Genomic DNA, 18248 nt, shown 5'->3' with positions numbered 1-18248 from the left:
TTTTCCAAAGTGACCCGCCGTCAGGGCGGAACCATAAGCAGCCATCACCCAAATAATGGATATACACCCTAGTTCTTGTAATCCGTATCCGTACGCTCCAACTGCCGAATCAGCGCATCCCAATGCCTGGCCACCCCCGGCCCATCCCCCTTACTAAACACCTTGGCCTGCTGCTCCACCTTGCCCACCACCTCGGCCGGAGGAAAGATCAACTGCGCATTCCCCCCAGCCTGCGCCGCAATCTGGATATTGCACGCACGCTCCAACCCTTGCAGTTGCTGAAACGCATGCTCAACACTCACCCCCGCAGTCAACAACCCATGGTTACGCAAAATCATCACACTCTTGTCACACAAATCCGCCACCAACCGCTCGCGCTCGTCCAGGTCCAGCGCCACGCCTTCATACCCGTGGTACGCCACACGCCCGGAAAAACCGATGGAATGCTGAGAGATCGGCAGCAAACCATCCTTCTGCGCCGACACCGCAATACCATCGCGAGTATGGGTATGCAGCACCGCCTGCAAATCATGGCGCGCGCCGTGAATCGCACTGTGGATCACATAACCGGCGTAGTTGATGCCAAGGCCAGTCGGGTCATCAACGATGGTGCCATCCAGGTCAACCTTGACCAGATTGGAGGCGCTGATTTCATCGAACAACAAGCCAAAGGCATTGATCAGAAAATGCTCCTCGGGCCCCGGCACGCGGGCGGAGAAGTGGGTGTAAATATGATCGGTCCACTTGTACAAGGCCGCCAGTCGATAGGCAGCGGCCAGTTTGACGCGCACTTCCCATTCTTCCGGAGTGACACGCTGACGGACATTGTTGGAAACGCTCGAGATCGAGGTGACGCTGCTCATGGCAAAACTTCCTGGATGGCCTTAAGGACTTCCAGGCAGCCTAGGGGATGCGTAAAAATAATAAAAAGCACATTTTAATCTAAGCTAATTATTATTTTTTTTCATATAAGCAGCAACAACACAGAACACCTGCGGGAGCTGGCTTGCCTGCTCCCACAGGGGGAATCACGCAGCGTTGCGCACTTTATGCAACGACGCTGCGACCAACTTGCCGAACGCATCCACCGGCCCTTGCAGGTTGCCGAGGAAATGCGGGTAGATCAGCCACAAGTCCATCACCGGTTTGAAGTCCTTGAGCGGCATCACCGCCAATTGCTCGCGGTGGGCGCTGCGTTCCAGCAACGGGCGCGGCACCAGACCCAGCCCCAGCCCATCCGCTACAAGGCCCAGTTGCAGCTCGGTGCCGAAAGTTTCCAGGTTCACCCGCAACGCCAGGCCCTGATCCGACAGCGTGCGCTGCAACCCCGCGCGGAAGCCACAGCCATCCGGGTTGAGAATCCAGCCGTTCTGATACACATCCGCCAGCTTGCAGGGCTTTTTCGGCAGTTGGGATTTGGCGCACACCACCACCAATTCCATCTTGCCGATGGACTCACCGATGATGTTGTCCGGGAAAATCTTGCCCGCAGGGAACAGCGCCGCCGCTGCGTCCAGTTCACCGCGCTCGATCTTGCCGACCAGTTGGCTGCCCCAGCCGGTCGCCACCTGGGCGCGCAGGTCCGGGTATTCAGTGCGCAAATGCTTGAGCGCATCCAGCAGCACCACATCGCCGATGGTCTGCGGCACGCCCAGGCGCAGCAGGCCGGTAGGCGGTGCGTCAGTGGCCACCAGCTCACGCAGCGCATCCATTTCGCGCAGGATCAGCCGGCATTGTTCATACACCCGGGTGCCGATCAGCGTAGGCTTGAGGGGCTTGGTGTTGCGGTCGAACAACTCCACACCCAGCGCCTGCTCGAAGTTCTGCACGCGGCGGGTGATGGCCGGCTGGGTCAGTTGCAGAGACTCGGCGGCATGGCTGATGGACTGGCAACGAATCACTTCGACAAAGGCATCGATATCGTCAATTTTCATTTGGGCCGCACATAGAGAACAGTCATTAAGATGTGTGCGAAGCATAGTTGCCGCAACGCTGTGTGGATAGCCCGTGCTGTGATCGATAACGTCTAACGCTATTCAGACCAGTTCTAAATTACATCCAGCTATAAGCTAATCATTAAAAAATAGCATATTAACTATAAACATTATGCTTAGATAACCCCATCAATATCGACCACACGATGGAAGTGTCATGACCCAGGCCCGACACCCCGAAAGACTCAGAGCCTTCATAGGCGCCCTGGCGGAACTGATCGACGGCAACCCGCGCGAAGGTGACGTATTGCACCGCGGTGGCAAGCTGCTGGCGCAATTGGTCAGCCATGACGACTGGCTCCCCGACGAATACGCCCAACCCAACCCGGAACGCTATCAGCAATTTCTGTTGCATGCCGATTCGCGCCAGCGTTTCAGCATCGTCAGCTTTGTGTGGGGGCCGGGCCAGACCACGCCGATTCATGACCACCGCGTGTGGGGCCTGATCGGCATGCTGCGCGGCTCCGAATTTTCCCAGGGCTTTGAACGCGCACCCGACGGCCGCCTGGTCGCTGAAGGCAAACCGATTCAATTGGTGCCGGGCCAGGTTGAAGCGGTGTCGCCCAAGGTCGGCGATATCCACCAAGTCAGCAATGCCCACAACGACCAGGTGTCGATCAGCATTCATGTGTACGGCGCCAATATCGGTGCCGTGCGCCGCGCGGTGTACCAGCCCGACGGCAGCGAGAAACTGTTCATCTCCGGTTATTCCAACGCCTACCTCCCGAATATCTGGGATTTGTCCAAAGAAAAGAGCCCTGCCCTATGACCACCGTATCGACTCGCAGCTTCGCGCAGATTCGCCAGGCCCTGTTGGACCATCAAGAACTCGCCGTGGTGGACGTGCGCGAAGAAGCGCCGTTTGCCGAATCCCACCCGTTGTTCGCGGCGAACATCCCGCTGTCCAAACTCGAGCTGGAGGTGTATTCGCGCATTCCGCGTCGCGATACAAAGGTCACCGTCTACGACAACGGTGAAGGGCTGGCGGCACGTGCCGCCGTACGCTTGCTCGAGCTGGGCTACACCGAGGTCAGCCTGCTCGAAGGCGGCCTCGACGGTTGGCGCCAGGCCGGTGGCGAGCTGTTTATCGATGTAAACGTGCCGAGCAAAGCCTTTGGCGAACTGGTGGAGAGCGAGCGTCATACGCCGTCCCTGGCCGCCGAAGAGGTGCAGGCGCTGCTCGACAACCAGGCCGACGTGGTGGTGCTCGACGCCCGCCGTTTCGATGAATACCAGACCATGAGCATCCCCACCGGCATCAGCGTGCCCGGTGCCGAGCTGGTGCTGCGCGCCCGTGAACTGGCGCCGGACCCGGCCACCCGCATCATCGTCAATTGCGCCGGGCGTACGCGCAGCATTATTGGCACTCAGTCGCTGATCAACGCGGGCGTGGCCAACCCGGTGTCGGCACTGCGCAACGGCACCATCGGCTGGACCCTGGCCGGGCAGAAACTCGCCCATGGCCAGTCGCGCCGTTTTGCGCCGACCTCTGAAGAACACCGCCAAATCGCCGCCCAGGATGCGCGCCGCGTGGCCGACAAGGCCCGCGTGCGCCGGGCAACACTCGCCGACCTGCAAGGCTGGCAGCAGGAAACCACGCGCACCACCTACCTGTTCGATGTGCGCACCCCGGAAGAATTCGAAGCCGGTCACCTGCCAGGCGCACGCTCCACGCCCGGCGGGCAACTGGTGCAGGAAACCGATCATGTCGCCAGCGTGCGCGGCGCGCGGCTGGTGCTGGCGGATGACGATGGCGTGCGCGCCAATATGTCGGCGTCCTGGCTCGCCCAGCTCGGCTGGGACGTGCATGTACTGGATGACCTGCAACCGGCGAATTTCAGCGAAACCGGCGCCTGGCTCGCACCGGTTCCGGCGCCGCAGCAAGCCGAACTGATCACCCCGCAGACCCTCGCCGACTGGTTGACCCATGGCGACACCGCCGTGCTGGACTTCACCCCGAGCGTCAACTACGTCAAACGCCATATTCCCGGTGCCTTTTGGGCCTTGCGCGCGCAACTGCCCGAAGCCCTGGCCAACGTACCGCCTGCCGAACGCTATGTGTTGACCTGCGGCACCAGCCAACTGGCGCGCCTGGCGGTGGCCGAGGTTGAAGCCCTGACCGGCAAGCCGGTGTTCCTGCTGCAAGGCGGCACCCTGAACTGGATCGCCGAAAAACGGCCACTGGAAGAAGGCGAAACCCGCCTGGCCTCGCCGCGCATCGACCGTTATCGCCGGCCGTACGAAGGCACCGACAGCCCGAAAGAAGCCATGCAGGCCTACCTGGACTGGGAGTTCGGCCTGGTCGAGCAACTGGCGCGCGACGGCACTCACGGCTTCTATGTGATCTGATCCACCCCGACCCGCCTGCACCCACACCGGGTGCAGGCCCCACATCCGACCCCTCTCCAGGCGGAGGCTGAACCCACACTGAGAGGCTACCCGCATGACCCTGCACATCACTCGCCTGGAACCCACCCTCGGCGCCGAAATCGCCGGCATCGACCTGCGCCAACCGCTGACCGTCGCCCTGCGTGATGAGCTGCGCCAATTGCTGCTCACGCACAAGGTGCTGTTCTTTCGCGATCAGGCCATAGACACCGAACAGCAAATCGCCTTCGCCAGAGAATTCGGCGAGCTGTACGTGCACCCCACCACCCAACAAAACGACCCGACACGCCCACAGGCCCATCTCATCGAAGCCCAGGACGAGCGCAAGCTCTACGGCCCGCGTATCAGCGGCCGTTGGCACACCGACACCAGCTGGCTGCTGCAGCCGACCCTCGGCGCAGTGCTGCGCGCGGTGGATTTGCCGCAAGTCGGCGGCGACACGCTGTGGGCCGACACCGGTGCGGTCTATCGTGCGTTGCCGGATGAGCTGCGCGAAGAAATCGACAACCTGCACGTGGTCCACGATTTCAAAAAGTCCCTGGACAAAGTCGGCTACGACTACCCGATCCTCGCCCACCCGCTGGTGCGCACCCACCCGGAGACCGGGGAAGACGGGCTGTTTATCAACTTCTCGCAAAACCCCTCGGTGATCGGCTGGACACCCGAAAAAAGCAAGCAACTGATTGATCGGCTGCTGCTCGAGTTCAACAAGCCTGAGCACCAAGTGCGTTTCAAGTGGCGCCCCGGCTCCGTGGCGTTCTGGGACAACCGCTCGACCCTGCATTACCCGGTCTACAACTACGGCGACTATCCGCGCCGCATGGAACGGGTGCTGATCGCTTATGACGACATTCCGCATCGGGTAAGAGCCGCCCACGCGGCCTGACAAAACACGATCGCTCATACCTGACGTATCTATTGTGGGAGCTGGCTTGCCTGCGATGGCGGTCCTTCGGCTGACATTTTTGTGGCTGAGACACCGCCATCGCAGGCAAGCCAGCTCCCACAGGGATGCGCGGTGTTCCCAGTTTTCAGGAATCAGCCCCATGCCCCCATCCCGCTTTCACTACGGCGCAGTCGCCCTCGGCCTGCTCGCCATACAACCCCCTGCTAACGCCGAAGACCCCGACAAAACCCTCGGCACCGTCGTAGTCACCGGCAACCGTGGCAATCAGGCGCGCACCATCGCCGACAGCCCTTCGCCCATCGACGTGATCAGCGCCGAGCAACTGCAAGCCAGCGGCAAGGTCGGCCTCAAGGAACTGCTGGCGCGCCTGCTGCCCTCCTTCAACCTGCCCGCGATCAACGGCGGTGGCACCTCGTGGTCGGTGCGCGGGGTGACCATGCGCGGGCTGTCCGGCGACCAGGTATTGGTGCTGGTCAACGGCAAGCGCCGCCACAACACGGCGTTGATCAACAACCTCGCGCGCATCGGCACCGCGGCGGTGCCAGTCAACCTGGATTTGATTCCGGTGTCGGCCATCGACCATATCGAAGTGTTGCGCGACGGCGCCTCCGCGCAATACGGCTCGGACGCCATCGCCGGGGTGATCAATATCATCCTCAAGGAAAACGACAGCGGCGGCAGCGCCGAAACCTCCTTCGGCCGCTATGGCGCAGGCGATGGTGACACCGTGCACCAAACCGCCAACTACGGCCTGTCGCTGCCGAACGACGGCTTCGCCAACCTCGCGCTGGACACCAAGGAACAGGAACCTTTCAACCGCACCGGCAGCGCCACCGGTTACCTCTACGGCAGCGCCGCGCGTCCGGACAGCCGTGACCAGACCGTCAACCGCCACGGCTGGAACCCCAGCTATGGCCTGGGACGCGAAAAAGTCACCAACGCCAGCTACAACCTTGAACTGCCGCTGCAGGACGACCTCAAGTTCTACTCGTTCTCCACCGCCAGCTACATGGAAACCACCAAGGTCACCGGCAACTACCGCCCCAACGAACTCACCTCGCTGGCCGGCGACCCGAACACGCCCTACCCCGACGGTATCCACGCGCAACGACGCAACCGCACCAAGGATTTCCAGGTGGCGGGCGGTTTCAAAGGCCTGGTCGGCGGTTGGGATTACGACATCAGCTCCACCTGGGGCGAGGACGATTCCACCCTCAACGCCAATAACACCCTGAACCCGTCGCTGGGGCCGACCAGCCCGACCTCGTTCAACCTGGCCTCGCAGATTTTCGATCAGTGGACCAACAACCTCGACCTCAGCCGCACCTTCGATATCGGCCTGAGCCACCCCCTGCAAACCGCGTTCGGCTTTGAATACCGTTGGGAGAAATACCAGATCGAGGCCGGTGACTACGCCTCCTACACACCCGGCAACTACGTGCTGCCCAGCGGCCCGTTCGCCGGGCAAACGCCGCTGCCGGGGCTGGCCTCCTACAACGGCACCAGCACGGCGGATGCCGGCGAAATCAGCCGCAGCAACGTTGCCAGCTACGTCGACCTGGGCCTGGATGTGACCGACCGCTGGTACATCGGCGCCGCCGCCCGCTACGAGCGCTATACCCAGGACATCGGCAGCACCTGGAGCGGCAAACTGTCGACGCGCTTCAAGCTCACGCCCGAGTTTGCGTTGCGCGGCACGCTCAACAATGGTTTTCGCGCGCCGTCGCTGGCCCAGACCATTTACGCCTCGTCCACCTTCACCTCCGGCGGTGTGATCAACGGCCAGCAGGTTTCGGTGCCGGTCAAGGTGTTGCCGGTGGACACCGTCGAGGCCCAAGCGTTGGGCGCGGAAAAACTCAAGCCCGAGAAGTCACTGAACTACAGCTTCGGCTTCACTTACGAACCGACCGCCAACTATCGCCTGACCACCGACCTGTACCAGATCGGTATCCGCGACCGCATTGTTTCCACCAGCCTGCTCGGCGGCCCGGCGGTGTCGCAGATTCTCGCCGCCAACGGCCTGTCGCCGGGCCTGTACGCGCAGTACTACACCAACGCCGTCGACACCCGCACCCGTGGCGTCGACATCATCAACGAATACCGCCAGCAGTTGGAACAGTACGGGCAGATCCGCTGGAGCCTGGCCTACAACTGGAACCAGACCAAAATAGAAAAGCTCCAGGACACCCCGGCCAAGCTCGCCAGTCTCGGTTCCAATTACCAGATTTTCGACCGCCGCCTGCAAAAGGACCTGACCGTCGCCACCCCGCAATCGAAACTGATCCTGGCGTCCAACTGGAAGGTCAGCGCCTACACCTTGAACCTCGCGCTGACCCGCTTTGGCAGCTACATCGAAGGCGACAACAACCCGATCAACGATCGCAAGTTCAGCGCCAAATGGATCAGCGACATCGACGCCGCCTACGACATCACCCAGCACTTCACCGTAGCCTTGGGCGCCAACAACCTGTTCAAAGTGTACCCGAACAAAAAAGGCATCAAGGACTGGGCCGGTGGCTATGAATATGGGCAGTTTTCGCCGTTCGGTTTTGGCGGTGCGTACTACTACACGCGTCTGGCGTACAACTTCTGAGGCGCAGGCGATGACCGAATTGCATTGCGACGTATTGATCGTCGGTGGCGGCCTGGCGGGGACTTGGGCAGCCGTCGCGGCAGCCCGCGAAGGCGTCAAGGTGATCCTGGTGGACAAAGGCTATTGCGGCACCAGCGGCGTGACGGCCACCGCCGGGCCCGGGCATTGGTGGGTACCGCCCGCGGCGCGCGAAGCCGCCATCGAAAAGCGCCTGGGCACGGCTTACGGGCTAGCCGACGCGCGCTGGATGGCCCGCGCCATCGACACCACCTGGACCAGCCTGCCCGGCCTGAGCGACTACTACGCTTTCCCGCAGAACCATCAGGGTGAGACTCAGTATCGCGGCCTGCGCGGCCCGGAATACCTGCGTGGCCTGCGGCAAAGGGTGCTCGACAGCGGCGTGACCCTTCTCGATCACCACCCGGCACTGGAGCTGTTGCGCGACGATAACGGCAACGTGGTCGGCGCGCGTGGCTGGCGGCGCCAGGCCGGTGGTGACTGGCTGATTCGTACCGGCGCCGTGGTCCTGGCCACCGGCGGCTGCGCATTCTTGTCGCGCCTGCTGGGCAACCACACCAACACGGGTGACGGCTACTTGATGGCGGCCGAAGCCGGCGCCGAGCTGTCGGGCATGGAGTTTTCCAATTACTACTGCATCGCCGCCGCGGGAAGCAGCATGACCCGCTCGATGGTCTACAGCTTTGGCGAATATTTCGACGCGGCGGACCGTCCACTGGGCATCAGCACCGGGCCGGGTTTTACAGAGGCATTGGCCAGGGCGCTGCTCAATGGGCCGGTGTATTGCCGCTTGAACCGGGTGCCGCAGGCCATCCGCGCACAACTGCCGAGTATCCAGCCCAACCTGATGTTGCCGTTTGACCGGCGCGGCATTGACCCCTATCGCCATCGATTTGCCGTGACCCTGCACCCCGAAGGCACGATTCGCGGTGTGGGCGGTTTGCGCTTGATCGACGATGACTGCCAGACCACAGTGCCAGGTGTTTTCGCCGCCGGTGATGCCGCCAGCCGTGAGCCGATCGCCGGCGCCACCTCGGGCGGCGGCGCGCAGAACTCGGCGTGGGCCTTGTCCACCGGGCAGTGGGCCGGGCGCGGGGCGGCGCTGCTGGCTCGCCGCAAGGCCGCTTATCACGGGGCACTGCGCGGGTTTGAGGGGGTTGCCGGGGGCAACGCCGAGCTGATCCGGCGCATCCAGGCGCAAGTGCATCCACTGGACAAAAACCTGTTTCGTTCGGGTGATCAACTGGATCGCTCACTGCGCGAACTGGACAACGTCTGGGATCAATTACGCGGGGCGCCCATCACCACCAACCCCCTGCGCGCCCGAGAAACCGCCGCCATGGCCGCCACCGCGCGCTGGTGCTACACCGCCGCCGCCCTGCGCAAAGAGAGCCGTGGCATGCACCAGCGCAGCGACACGCCTGCGCAAAACCCGCGGTATGACGCGCATTTGCGCCTGCAGGGCGTAGACCAGATCCAGGCGCGCTTCGACCCGGTCATCCATGAACGCTGACGTTGTTGTACCTGACAGTCCCCTGTGGCGAGCGGGCTTGCCCCGCGTTGGGCTGCGAAGCGGCCCCCAAACCACACACCCCGTCGTGCCAACAACAATGCGGTACTCTTGATGGGGCCGCTTCGCAGCCCAACGCAGGGCAAGCCTGCTCACCACAAAAAAACCAGTCACAGAGACATTCAACCATGCTCGAATTGATCTACTCCGACCTCTGCAACGGCTGCGGCCAATGCGTCACGGTCTGCCCCACCAATGTGCTGGCCCTGAACGCCCAAGGCAAACCTCGCATCGCTGATCAACAGGCCTGCCAGACCTGTTTCATGTGCGAGCTGTACTGCGCCAGCGACGCGCTCTACGTCGACCCCGACTGCGAGCAACTGCGCCACCCCGATCCCGTGGCGGTGCGTGAGCGCGGCCTGCTTGGCCAATACCGCCGCGACTCCGGCTGGGACGAATGGGCCGGCGACCCCGACCATCGCAACGAGCACTGGCGCATGGACGGCATCTTTGCGTTGGCACGCAGCGCCCCTCCAAATGCAATTACAGAATAATCAATCAACACATAATCAAATATTTTAATAATTAACATATAACCAAAAAGAACTTCACAGCGAGTTTTTATGGGCATAACGTGAACCCCCACACCGACCCCTTCTCCAGGCGGAGGTAGCCAACCTCTTGTTCGTTTTGCCTGGAGCCTGCATCCCATGGTCTTTACCACCCCTTTCAAACGCCTGCTCCTGGGCACCGCCCTGGCCCTTGGCCTGATGACTACCGCCCACGCCGCGGACCTGGAACCGCTGCGCGTGGCCAACCAGAAGTCGACGATCAAGGCGCTGCTGGAAGTCTCCGGTGAAACCAAACATGTGCCTTACGAAATTCAGTGGTCGGAATTCCCGTCCGCCTCGCCGCTGGGTGAAGCCTTGAATGCCGGCGCCGTGGACGTGGGCGCTCTCGGCGACGCACCGTATGTATTCGCCCTCGGTGCCGGCGCCTCGCTCAAGGTCATCAGCATCATCCACGCCGAAGGACGCAACACCACCGCCCTGCTGGTGCCGAAAGATTCGCCGATCAAGACCGTGGCCGACCTCAAGGGCAAGAAAATCGTCACCGGGCGCGGCTCCATCGGCCATTACCTGGCGCTCAAGGCCCTGGCCAGCGCAGGCCTGACGTCCAAGGACGTCGAGTTTGTGTTCCTGTTGCCAGCCGAGTCGCGCCTGGTGCTGGACAACGGCACCGTCGATGCCTGGGCCACCTGGGACCCGTACACCACCGTGGTCACCTCGCAAAGCCAGGCCCGCGTGCTGATCAGCGGCAACAAGCTGCTGAGCAACCACCTGTACTTCGCCGCCACCAGCCAGGCCATCGCTGACAAGCGCGCACAGCTCGACGACTTCGTCGCGCGCGTCGACCGCGCTTACGCCTGGGCCAACGTGCACCCCGATGAATACGCCGCTGCTCAAGCCAGGATCACCGGCCTGCCGCTGGCCGTGCACATCGAGGTGGCCAAGGACACCCACCTGACCCCGGTCACCATCGACGACAGCGTGATCAGTGGCCTGCAAGCCACCGCCGACACCTACCAAAAAGAAGGCCTGATCACCAAACACATCGACGTGTCCCAGGGCTTCGACAAGAGCTTTAACGCCAAGCGCGTCCCACTGTCCCAAGCCTCGCGCTAAGAAGGAGAAGAACATGAGCAAGCCACGCAACTTGAAACCACGCCAGTTGAAGCTGGGCGCCATGGTCCACGGTGTCGGCCACGGTTGGGGCGAATGGCGCCACCCGCAGGCGCAACCGAATGCCAGCACGAACTTTGGTTTCTACAAGCAGCAGACTGAATTGGCCGAAGCCGCCAAGTTCGACTTCGTGTTTATTGCCGACAGCCTGCACATCCACGCCAAGTCCAGCCCGCATTACCTCAACCGTTTTGAGCCGTTGACGATCCTTTCTGCGCTCGCGGCATTGACTACGAACATCGGTTTGGTCGCCACCGTCACCGTCAGCTACACCGAGCCCTACCAGGTCGCGCGCCAGTTCGCGTCCCTGGACCACATCAGCGGCGGCCGCGCCGGCTGGAACGTGGTGACCTCCTGGCTCAGCGGCACCGCCGACAATTTTGGCAAGGCCGAGCACCCGCCGCATGCCGTGCGCTACCGCATCGCCAAGGAGCACCTCAACGTGGTCAAAGGCCTGTGGGATTCCTGGGAAGACGACGCCTTTGCCTACAACAAGAGCAGCGGCGAATTTTTCACCCCCCACAAGCTGCACGCGCTGAACCACAAGGGCGAGTTTTTCTCGGTCAAAGGCCCGCTGAACATAGCCCGCTCGCGACAGGGCCAGCCGGCGATTTTTCAGGCGGGTACGTCTGAGGATGGGCGCAACTTTGCCGCGGAACACTCCGATGCGATCTTCGTGCACGTTGAAACCATCGAAGAAGCCAACACCTACACCGCCGACCTGAAACGCCGTGCCCAGGGCTTTGGCCGCGACGCCGACAGCCTGTCGATCCTGCCGGGCATCCGCCCGATTGTCGGGCGTGACACCGCCGAAGTGGAAAGCCGCTATCAGCAGGCTGTAGAGCTGGTGTCGATTGAGGACGCTATCGTCGCCCTCGGTCGCCCGTTCAACGACCACGACTTCAGCCAGTACCCACTGGACGAGCCGTTCCCGGAACTTGGCGACCTGGGCGCCAACAGCCAGAAAGGCGGCTCTGACCGCATCAAGCAACTGGCCAAAGACGAAGGCCTGACCCTGCGCGAAGTGGCCCTGCGTTTCTCGCGGCCAAAACGTGATTTTGTCGGCACCCCGGAGCAAGTCGCCGATGCGATCCAGACCTGGTTCGAGACCGGCGCCAGCGATGGTTTCATCATCAACTCGGTGCTGCCGGACGGCTTGCAGTACTTCACCGAACTGGTGGTACCGGTGCTGCAACAACGTGGCCTGTTCCGCACCGAATACACCGGGAACACCCTGCGCGACAACCTGGGGCTGGACGTGCCGGCGAACCGTTACAGCGTCGCCGCCGAGGTCGAAGAACAACAGGAGGCGCTGGCATGAGCGAATCCCTTAACCGCCAACTGGCCAACCTGCATGCCGAACGTTTGGCGACCTGGGCGCCGGCTGCGTTACAGGTCAATATCGACCAGCGCCAGCGGCTGGTGGACGAAGCGCAGGTGGACGATTACGTACAGGTGGGCGACGACCTCGACCCGTTCGTGTTGCTCGACGTCGAAGGCGGCGAACTCAACCGCGACCTGCTGCTGGCTGACGGCCCGGCGGTGCTGATTTTCTTCCGCTTTGCCGGGTGCCCGGCGTGCAACATCGCCCTACCCTATTACGAGCGCCGGCTTTACCCACGCCTGCGCGAACTGGGGGTGCCGCTGGTGGCGGTCAGCCCGCAAGTGCCGGAACGCCTGATCGACATCAAGACCCGCCACCACCTGCAATTGCGGGTGGCCAGCGACCCGGGCAACAACCTCGGTCGGCGCCTGGGGATTCTCTACAGCTTCGACGAAGCCTCACGCAACGCCGCGCTAGCCAAGGGCAACAGCATTGGCGAAACCACCGGCACCGGTACGTGGGAATTGCCACAACCGACGGTGGTGGTGATTGCCCGGGACGGCACGGTTGCGTTTGTCGAAGTCAGCCCGGACTGGCTGGTGCGCACCGAAGCCGAGCCGGTGCTCGACGTGGTTGAACAACTCTTGGCCCAACCGCCGGTGCAACGGGCGATCTGACAAGGACGACGCATGAATCACACGATCAAACAGGGACAGTTCAATCGTCGCGGCTTTCTTGGCGCACTCGGCGTGCTCGGGCTGTCGTCTTACCTGCCACGGGCACTCGCGGCGCCCTCGCCCCTGTCGGACCTGACCCTCGCCGTGGCCACTTACCGTGGCCAGGACTCTTACTTCAACGATGACGCCGGCACCTCGAACCGCCCCTACAAGGTCGACTTCGCCGAGTTTGCCGGCGGCAACCTGATTGTCGAAGCGCTCGCCGCCGGCAGCCTGGACATCGGCGCCATGAGCGAAATCCCGCCGATTTTCTCGATCCAGAGCCACCGCGAGCCCAAGCTGATTGCCGTGCTGCAAGGCGATGTGAACAACCAGGTGATCCTGATCCCCAAGGACTCCACACTCGAATCCGTGGCCCAGCTCAAAGGCAAGCGCGTCGGTTATGTGCGCGCCACCACCTCGCACTATTTCCTGATCAAGGCCCTGAAAGAACAGGGCCTGACTTTCAACGACATCACCGCCGTGCCGCTCACGCCGCAGGATGGGTTCAGTGCGTTTCAAAGCGGGCAACTGGATGCCTGGGTGATCTACGGCGTATTTATTCAATTGGCCAAATTCCGCAGCGGCGCCCGCGTGCTGAAAACCGCCCTGGGCTACCTCTCCGGCAACTACCTGATCGCCGCCCGCCCCGCCGCCCTGCAAGACCCGCTGCGCAAACAAGCGATCCAGGACTACCTGCAACGCCAGGCGCGCACCCTGGACTGGATGAACAACAACCCGGAGCCCTGGGCTGCAAAGTCCGCGCAGTTGCTGGGGGTGGATAAAGCGGTGTTTACCGACATGTACAACAGCCGCAGCCAGCCCTACAAATTGCTCGATGTGAGTGAGCAGGCCATCGCGTCGCAGCAGGAAGTGGCGGACCTGTTCTTCAACGCCGGCGTGCTGAGCGAACGCCTGGATGTCAGCCCGTTGTGGGATCGGCAATTCAAGTTATTGCCACCTCTCTGACAACCACCAACATCCCCTGTGGGAGCTGGCTTGCCTGCGATTGCGGCCTATCAGTCACTGCACCGTTGCCTGAACCACCGCCATCGCAGGCAAGCCAGCTCCCACATTTTTTGACCGAGTACATCCCCCATGACTTCACAACCCTCGTTACGCTCCGTGGAAGTGGCCAACTTCGAAGCCCTGCTCGAACGCCTCAACGCCGAACTCGCCACCACCGCGCACCGGTACGACGACAGCGGCGCCTTCCCCCACGCCAATTTCAAACTACTGCATGACCACGGTCTCGTCGCCCTCACTGTGCCCAAAACCCTGGGCGGCGGCGGCGCCAGCCTGCCCCAGGCGCGCAAGGCCATCAGCGCGATTGCCAAGGGCGAGCCGTCCACCGCGCTGATCCTGGTCATGCAATACCTGCAACACACCCGCCTGCAAGACAGCAAAACCTGGCCGCCGCACCTGCGCGTGCACGTCGCCGAAGATGCCGTACGCAACGGCGCACTTATCAACGCCCTGCGCGTCGAACCCGACCTCGGCACCCCGGCCCGCGGCGGTCTGCCGGCGACCACGGCGGTGCGTACCGCCGAAGGCTGGCGCATCAGCGGGCGCAAGATCTACTCCACCGGCAGCCACGGCCTGAGCTGGTTCAGCGTGTGGGCGCGCAGTGATGATGCCGACCCGCTGGTCGGCGCCTGGCTGGTGCCCAAGAACAGCCCCGGCGTGAGCATCATCGACACCTGGGACCACCTCGGCATGCGCGCCACGTGCAGCCATGAAGTGGTGCTCGACAATGTGCTGGTGCCGCTGGACCACGCCGTCAGCGTCAGCCCGTGGAGCGCACCGGCGCCGGAACTGGACGGTGACGGCTTCCTGTGGATGTCGGTGCTGCTGTCGTCGGTCTACGACGCCGTGGCCCAGGCTGCGCGGGACTGGCTGGTGAATTGGCTGGAAGAGCGCACGCCGTCCAACCTCGGCGCCGCGCTGTCCACCCTGCCGCGCTTTCAGGAAACCGTCGGGCACATCGACACCCTGCTGTTTGCCAACCGCAGCCTGCTGGACGCCGCCGCCGAAGGGCATACTCCGGCGGCCAACGCGGCGCAGTTGAAATACCTGGTGACCGGCAACGCCATTCGCGCCGTCGAGCTGGCCATTGAGGCCTCGGGCAACCCCGGCCTGTCGCGCCACAGCCCACTGCAACGGCACTACCGCGACGTGCTGTGCAGCCGCGTACATACCCCCCAAAACGACGCCGTGCTGCAAGGCGTCGGCAAAGCCGTCTTCGCCCAACGTCAGAAGGAACGCACATGAGTCAGGTGATTATCGCCAGCCAGCTGGACGAAGATTTCAACCAGGTTATTCGCGAGCGCCTGGCGCCGCTGCACCCTGAAGCCCAGGTGATTGGCGTGCCGGTCGGGGTACCGAGTGACCTGCCGCCCCACGCGAATATCCTGCTGCTGCGCCCGATCAATGTGCGTGGCTACACCGCACCGGACACACCGCCACCGGGCTGGCCGTACGGCGCGCAGTGGGTGCATCTGGTCTCGTCAGGTATCGATTTCTACCCGCAGTGGCTGTTCAACGGCCCGCCGGTGACCACTTCACGCGGCGCCGCCGCCGACAACCTGGCGGAGTTCGCCCTGGCGGCGATCTTTGCCGCGTCCAAGCATTTGCCGGCTATCTGGGTGAAGGACGCGCAGTGGAATTTCACCGCACTGCGTCCGCTCAAGGGCACCACCCTGGGCATTCTTGGCTTTGGCGCGATTGGTAAAAGCCTGGCGCAGAAAGCGCTGGCTTTGGGGATCAATGTGCTCGCGTTACGCCAGAGCCAGGCGCCCTTCGATGTCGACGGTGTGGAAGCGGCGAAGGACATCCACGACCTGTTCGCCCGCGCTGACCACCTGGTGCTGGCCGCGCCGCTGACCGAGGCGACGCGGCATATTGTTGACCGTGATGTGCTGGGAGGCGCCAAGCCGGGGTTGCACCTGATCAACATTGCGCGCGGCGGTTTGCTCGATCAGGAGGCCTTGCTCGAAGCACTGGACAATGGCCGCATCGGCCTGGCTTCTCTCGATGTGACAGAACCTGAACCGCTGCCGGACGGGCACCCGTTGTACAGCCATCCGCGCGTGCGGTTGTCGCCGCATACGTCGGCGATTTCGACGAACAGCGCGCATGAGATTGCCGATACGTTTCTGGCGAATCTGGAGCGCTATCTGAGCGGTTCGGCGTTGATCAATCTCGTCGAACCCTGAGCCGAACCCCAATCAAAATGTGGGAGCTGGCTTGCCTGCGATGGCAATGTATCAGGTGAAACTGTGCCAACTGACCCACCGCTATCGCAGGCAAGCCAGCTCCCACATTTGATCTTCACAAGGCTTGGGAGGTGTTCAGCAGCCACTCGCCAGGCGTTCGCGCAAAAACTCAACCAGCGCCTGCACCGGCCGCGAACTCTGGCGATGTTGGGGGTACACCGCCGACAGGGTCAGGGCTTCGGGCGCGAAATCGTCCAGCACCGTCACCAGGCGCCCGTCTTTCAAGGCCTCGGCGACGATAAAGGTCGGCAGGTAGGTCACCCCCAACCCGGCAATCGCCGTGTCACGCAGCAACTCGCCGTTATTGACGCGCATACGCCCGCTGACATTCACCGAATGCACCTTACCCTTGGTCTGGAACCGCCATTGCACCTGACGGCCATGGCCGTAAGGCAAGCAGTCGTGGTCGGCCAAGTCATCGGGTTTGAGCGGCGTACCCCGCAGGGCAAGGTAATCAGGGCTGGCGCAGTACACGCGCTGCACGCTGGCGATGCGCCGGGCAATGAGGGTCGAGTCTTCAAGCGTGCCGATACGCAGCACCAGGTCGTAGCCTTCGCCGATCAAGTCCACGGGGCGGTCGCTCAGGTCGACTTCCACCGAGACATGCGGGTGGCGCTGCAGAAATAACGGCAGCAGGCAGCCGAGGTGCGCCATGGCAAACGACAACGGCGCGCTGAGGCGAAGGGTGCCGCGTGGCTCGCTGTTCTGGCCGGCGATGCCCTGTTCCACTTGCTCGACTTCACTGAGCAGGCGCAAGGCGGATTCGTAGTAACTCTGGCCCAGAGGCGTGACGTCCAGGCGGCGGGTGGAGCGGTTGAGCAAGCGCACGCCCAGGCGGTCTTCGAGCTGGATCAGGCGGCGGCTGACAAATTGCTTGGACAGGCCCAGTTGCTCGGCGGCGGCGGTGAAGCTGCCGGATTCCATGACCTGGCAGAACAGGCGCATGTCTTCGAAGGGGTTCATTGTCGCTTCTCGGTGGACAGTTGGCTGGTTTATAGCCTGTCGGTAGCCACACCACAAACCAAAATGTGGGAGCTGGCTTGCCTGCGATGGCGGTGTATCAGCCGACACAACTGTCGACTGATACACCGCCATCGCGGGCAAGCCCGGCTCCCACAGGGTTAATGCGGTGTTCTATAAGACGAGTTACTTGGCCGTAAACGCCGAGTAGCTATTCATCAGGTTGCGGTAGTTGGGAATGCGCGGCGACAGCAGGTTGGCCAGGCCTTCCATGTCGTTGCGCCAGTCCACTTGCAGCTCACAGGCCACCGAGAACCAGTTCACCAGGTGCGCACCGGCAGCGCTCATGCGCGCCCAGGAAGCACGCTGCACCGCTTCGTTGAACGTGCCCGACGCATCGGTGACCACAAACACTTCAAACCCTTCCGCCAACGCCGACAGGGTCGGGAACGTCACGCACACGTCTGTCACCACACCGGCGATGATCAGTTGCTTGCGCCCGGTCGCCTTCACGGCCTTGACGAAATCTTCGTTGTCCCAGGCATTGATCTGGCCCGGGCGCGGAATGTACGGCGCGTCGGGGAACAGCGCTTTGAGCTCGGGTACCAGCGGGCCATTAGGGCCGGTTTCAAAGCTGGTGGTGAGGATGGTCGGCAACTTGAAGAACTTGGCCACATCGGCCAAAGCCAATACGTTGTTCTTGAATTCGTTGGGCGAGAAGTCCTGCACCAGAGAGATCAGGCCGGTCTGGTGATCGACCAGCAGTACGACGGCTTCGTCTTTGTTCAAGCGCTTGTAAGTCATGGCGGTTAACTCCTTGG

At 62.6% G+C, this 18248-nt stretch carries 16 protein-coding genes; 12 read left to right on the top strand and 4 right to left on the bottom strand.

From position 1 onward, the window contains the following. Window positions 1–68: 68 nt before the first annotated feature. Together BFW87_RS22775 and BFW87_RS22770 are read right to left on the bottom strand one after the other, a co-directional pair. A complete protein-coding gene (locus BFW87_RS22775; RefSeq protein ID WP_078741968.1) occupies window positions 69–863 on the bottom strand; it encodes a class II aldolase/adducin family protein in 795 nt (264 codons plus the stop codon). 165 nt (window positions 864–1028) lie between these two features. Next, window positions 1029–1934, bottom strand: a complete 906-nt coding sequence (locus BFW87_RS22770; protein WP_078741967.1) for a LysR family transcriptional regulator — start codon at window positions 1932–1934, stop codon at window positions 1029–1031. A gap of 217 nt (window positions 1935–2151) precedes the next feature. Here BFW87_RS22770 and BFW87_RS22765 point away from each other — a divergent pair, with 217 nt between their 5' ends. The 12 genes from BFW87_RS22765 (at window position 2152) to BFW87_RS22710 (ending at window position 16407) form a co-directional block, all read left to right on the top strand. Further along, entirely contained in the window at window positions 2152–2763 is a 612-nt protein-coding gene (locus tag BFW87_RS22765; protein ID WP_078741966.1) for a cysteine dioxygenase, read from the top strand. Next, window positions 2760–4343 (top strand): rhodanese-related sulfurtransferase, encoded by a 1584-nt coding sequence (locus tag BFW87_RS22760; protein WP_078741965.1) that lies wholly within the window; start codon window positions 2760–2762, stop codon window positions 4341–4343. Before BFW87_RS22765 ends, BFW87_RS22760 begins: the two co-directional genes overlap by 4 nt. 94 nt (window positions 4344–4437) lie before the next feature. Next, the gene (locus BFW87_RS22755) at window positions 4438–5268 is read left to right on the top strand and encodes a TauD/TfdA dioxygenase family protein (RefSeq protein ID WP_078741964.1); all 831 of its coding nucleotides are present in this window, start codon (window positions 4438–4440) and stop codon (window positions 5266–5268) included. 160 nt (window positions 5269–5428) lie between these two features. Beyond that, the gene (locus BFW87_RS22750) at window positions 5429–7882 is read left to right on the top strand and encodes a TonB-dependent receptor plug domain-containing protein (RefSeq protein WP_078741963.1); all 2454 of its coding nucleotides are present in this window, start codon (window positions 5429–5431) and stop codon (window positions 7880–7882) included. Window positions 7883–7892: 10 nt separating this feature from the next. Further along, window positions 7893–9413 (top strand): FAD-dependent oxidoreductase, encoded by a 1521-nt coding sequence (locus BFW87_RS22745; RefSeq protein WP_078741962.1) that lies wholly within the window; start codon window positions 7893–7895, stop codon window positions 9411–9413. Window positions 9414–9598: 185 nt separating this feature from the next. Beyond that, a complete protein-coding gene (locus BFW87_RS22740) occupies window positions 9599–9964 on the top strand; it encodes a 4Fe-4S dicluster domain-containing protein (RefSeq protein ID WP_078741961.1) in 366 nt (121 codons plus the stop codon). 156 nt (window positions 9965–10120) lie between these two features. Further along, the gene (locus BFW87_RS22735) at window positions 10121–11095 is read left to right on the top strand and encodes an ABC transporter substrate-binding protein (RefSeq protein ID WP_078741960.1); all 975 of its coding nucleotides are present in this window, start codon (window positions 10121–10123) and stop codon (window positions 11093–11095) included. Between the two features lie 13 nt (window positions 11096–11108). Then, the gene (locus tag BFW87_RS22730; protein WP_078741959.1) at window positions 11109–12473 is read left to right on the top strand and encodes an LLM class flavin-dependent oxidoreductase; all 1365 of its coding nucleotides are present in this window, start codon (window positions 11109–11111) and stop codon (window positions 12471–12473) included. After that, window positions 12470–13153 carry a peroxiredoxin-like family protein gene (locus tag BFW87_RS22725; protein WP_078741958.1) on the top strand — a complete coding sequence of 228 codons (684 nt, stop codon included), beginning with the start codon at window positions 12470–12472 and terminating at the stop codon, window positions 13151–13153. The genes BFW87_RS22730 and BFW87_RS22725 overlap by 4 nt, the downstream gene beginning before the upstream one ends. Window positions 13154–13165: 12 nt before the next feature. After that, on the top strand, window positions 13166–14161 hold the full coding sequence (locus BFW87_RS22720) for an ABC transporter substrate-binding protein (RefSeq protein WP_078741957.1): 996 nt from the start codon (window positions 13166–13168) through the stop codon (window positions 14159–14161). A 129-nt stretch (window positions 14162–14290) separates the two neighbouring features. Then, window positions 14291–15463: an acyl-CoA dehydrogenase family protein gene (locus BFW87_RS22715; RefSeq protein WP_078741956.1), complete on the top strand. Its 1173-nt coding sequence runs from the start codon at window positions 14291–14293 to the stop codon at window positions 15461–15463. After that, window positions 15460–16407, top strand: coding sequence for a D-isomer specific 2-hydroxyacid dehydrogenase family protein (locus tag BFW87_RS22710; RefSeq protein WP_078741955.1), 948 nt, complete (start codon window positions 15460–15462; stop codon window positions 16405–16407). Before BFW87_RS22715 ends, BFW87_RS22710 begins: the two co-directional genes overlap by 4 nt. A gap of 135 nt (window positions 16408–16542) precedes the next feature. Here the strand turns inward: BFW87_RS22710 and BFW87_RS22705 are convergent, their stop codons facing one another. Continuing rightward, window positions 16543–17430: a LysR family transcriptional regulator gene (locus BFW87_RS22705; RefSeq protein WP_078741954.1), complete on the bottom strand. Its 888-nt coding sequence runs from the start codon at window positions 17428–17430 to the stop codon at window positions 16543–16545. Between the two features lie 183 nt (window positions 17431–17613). After that, complete coding sequence (ycaC, locus tag BFW87_RS22700) at window positions 17614–18231, bottom strand: isochorismate family cysteine hydrolase YcaC (protein WP_078741953.1); 618 nt, start codon at window positions 18229–18231, stop codon at window positions 17614–17616. Window positions 18232–18248: the final 17 nt, after the last annotated feature.

It is taken from the genome of Pseudomonas fluorescens (assembly GCF_002022275.1).
Classification (GTDB): domain Bacteria; phylum Pseudomonadota; class Gammaproteobacteria; order Pseudomonadales; family Pseudomonadaceae; genus Aquipseudomonas; species Aquipseudomonas fluorescens_AJ.
Note: the sequence above shows the minus strand (reverse complement) of the source record. Positions and strands in the feature narration are given on the sequence as shown.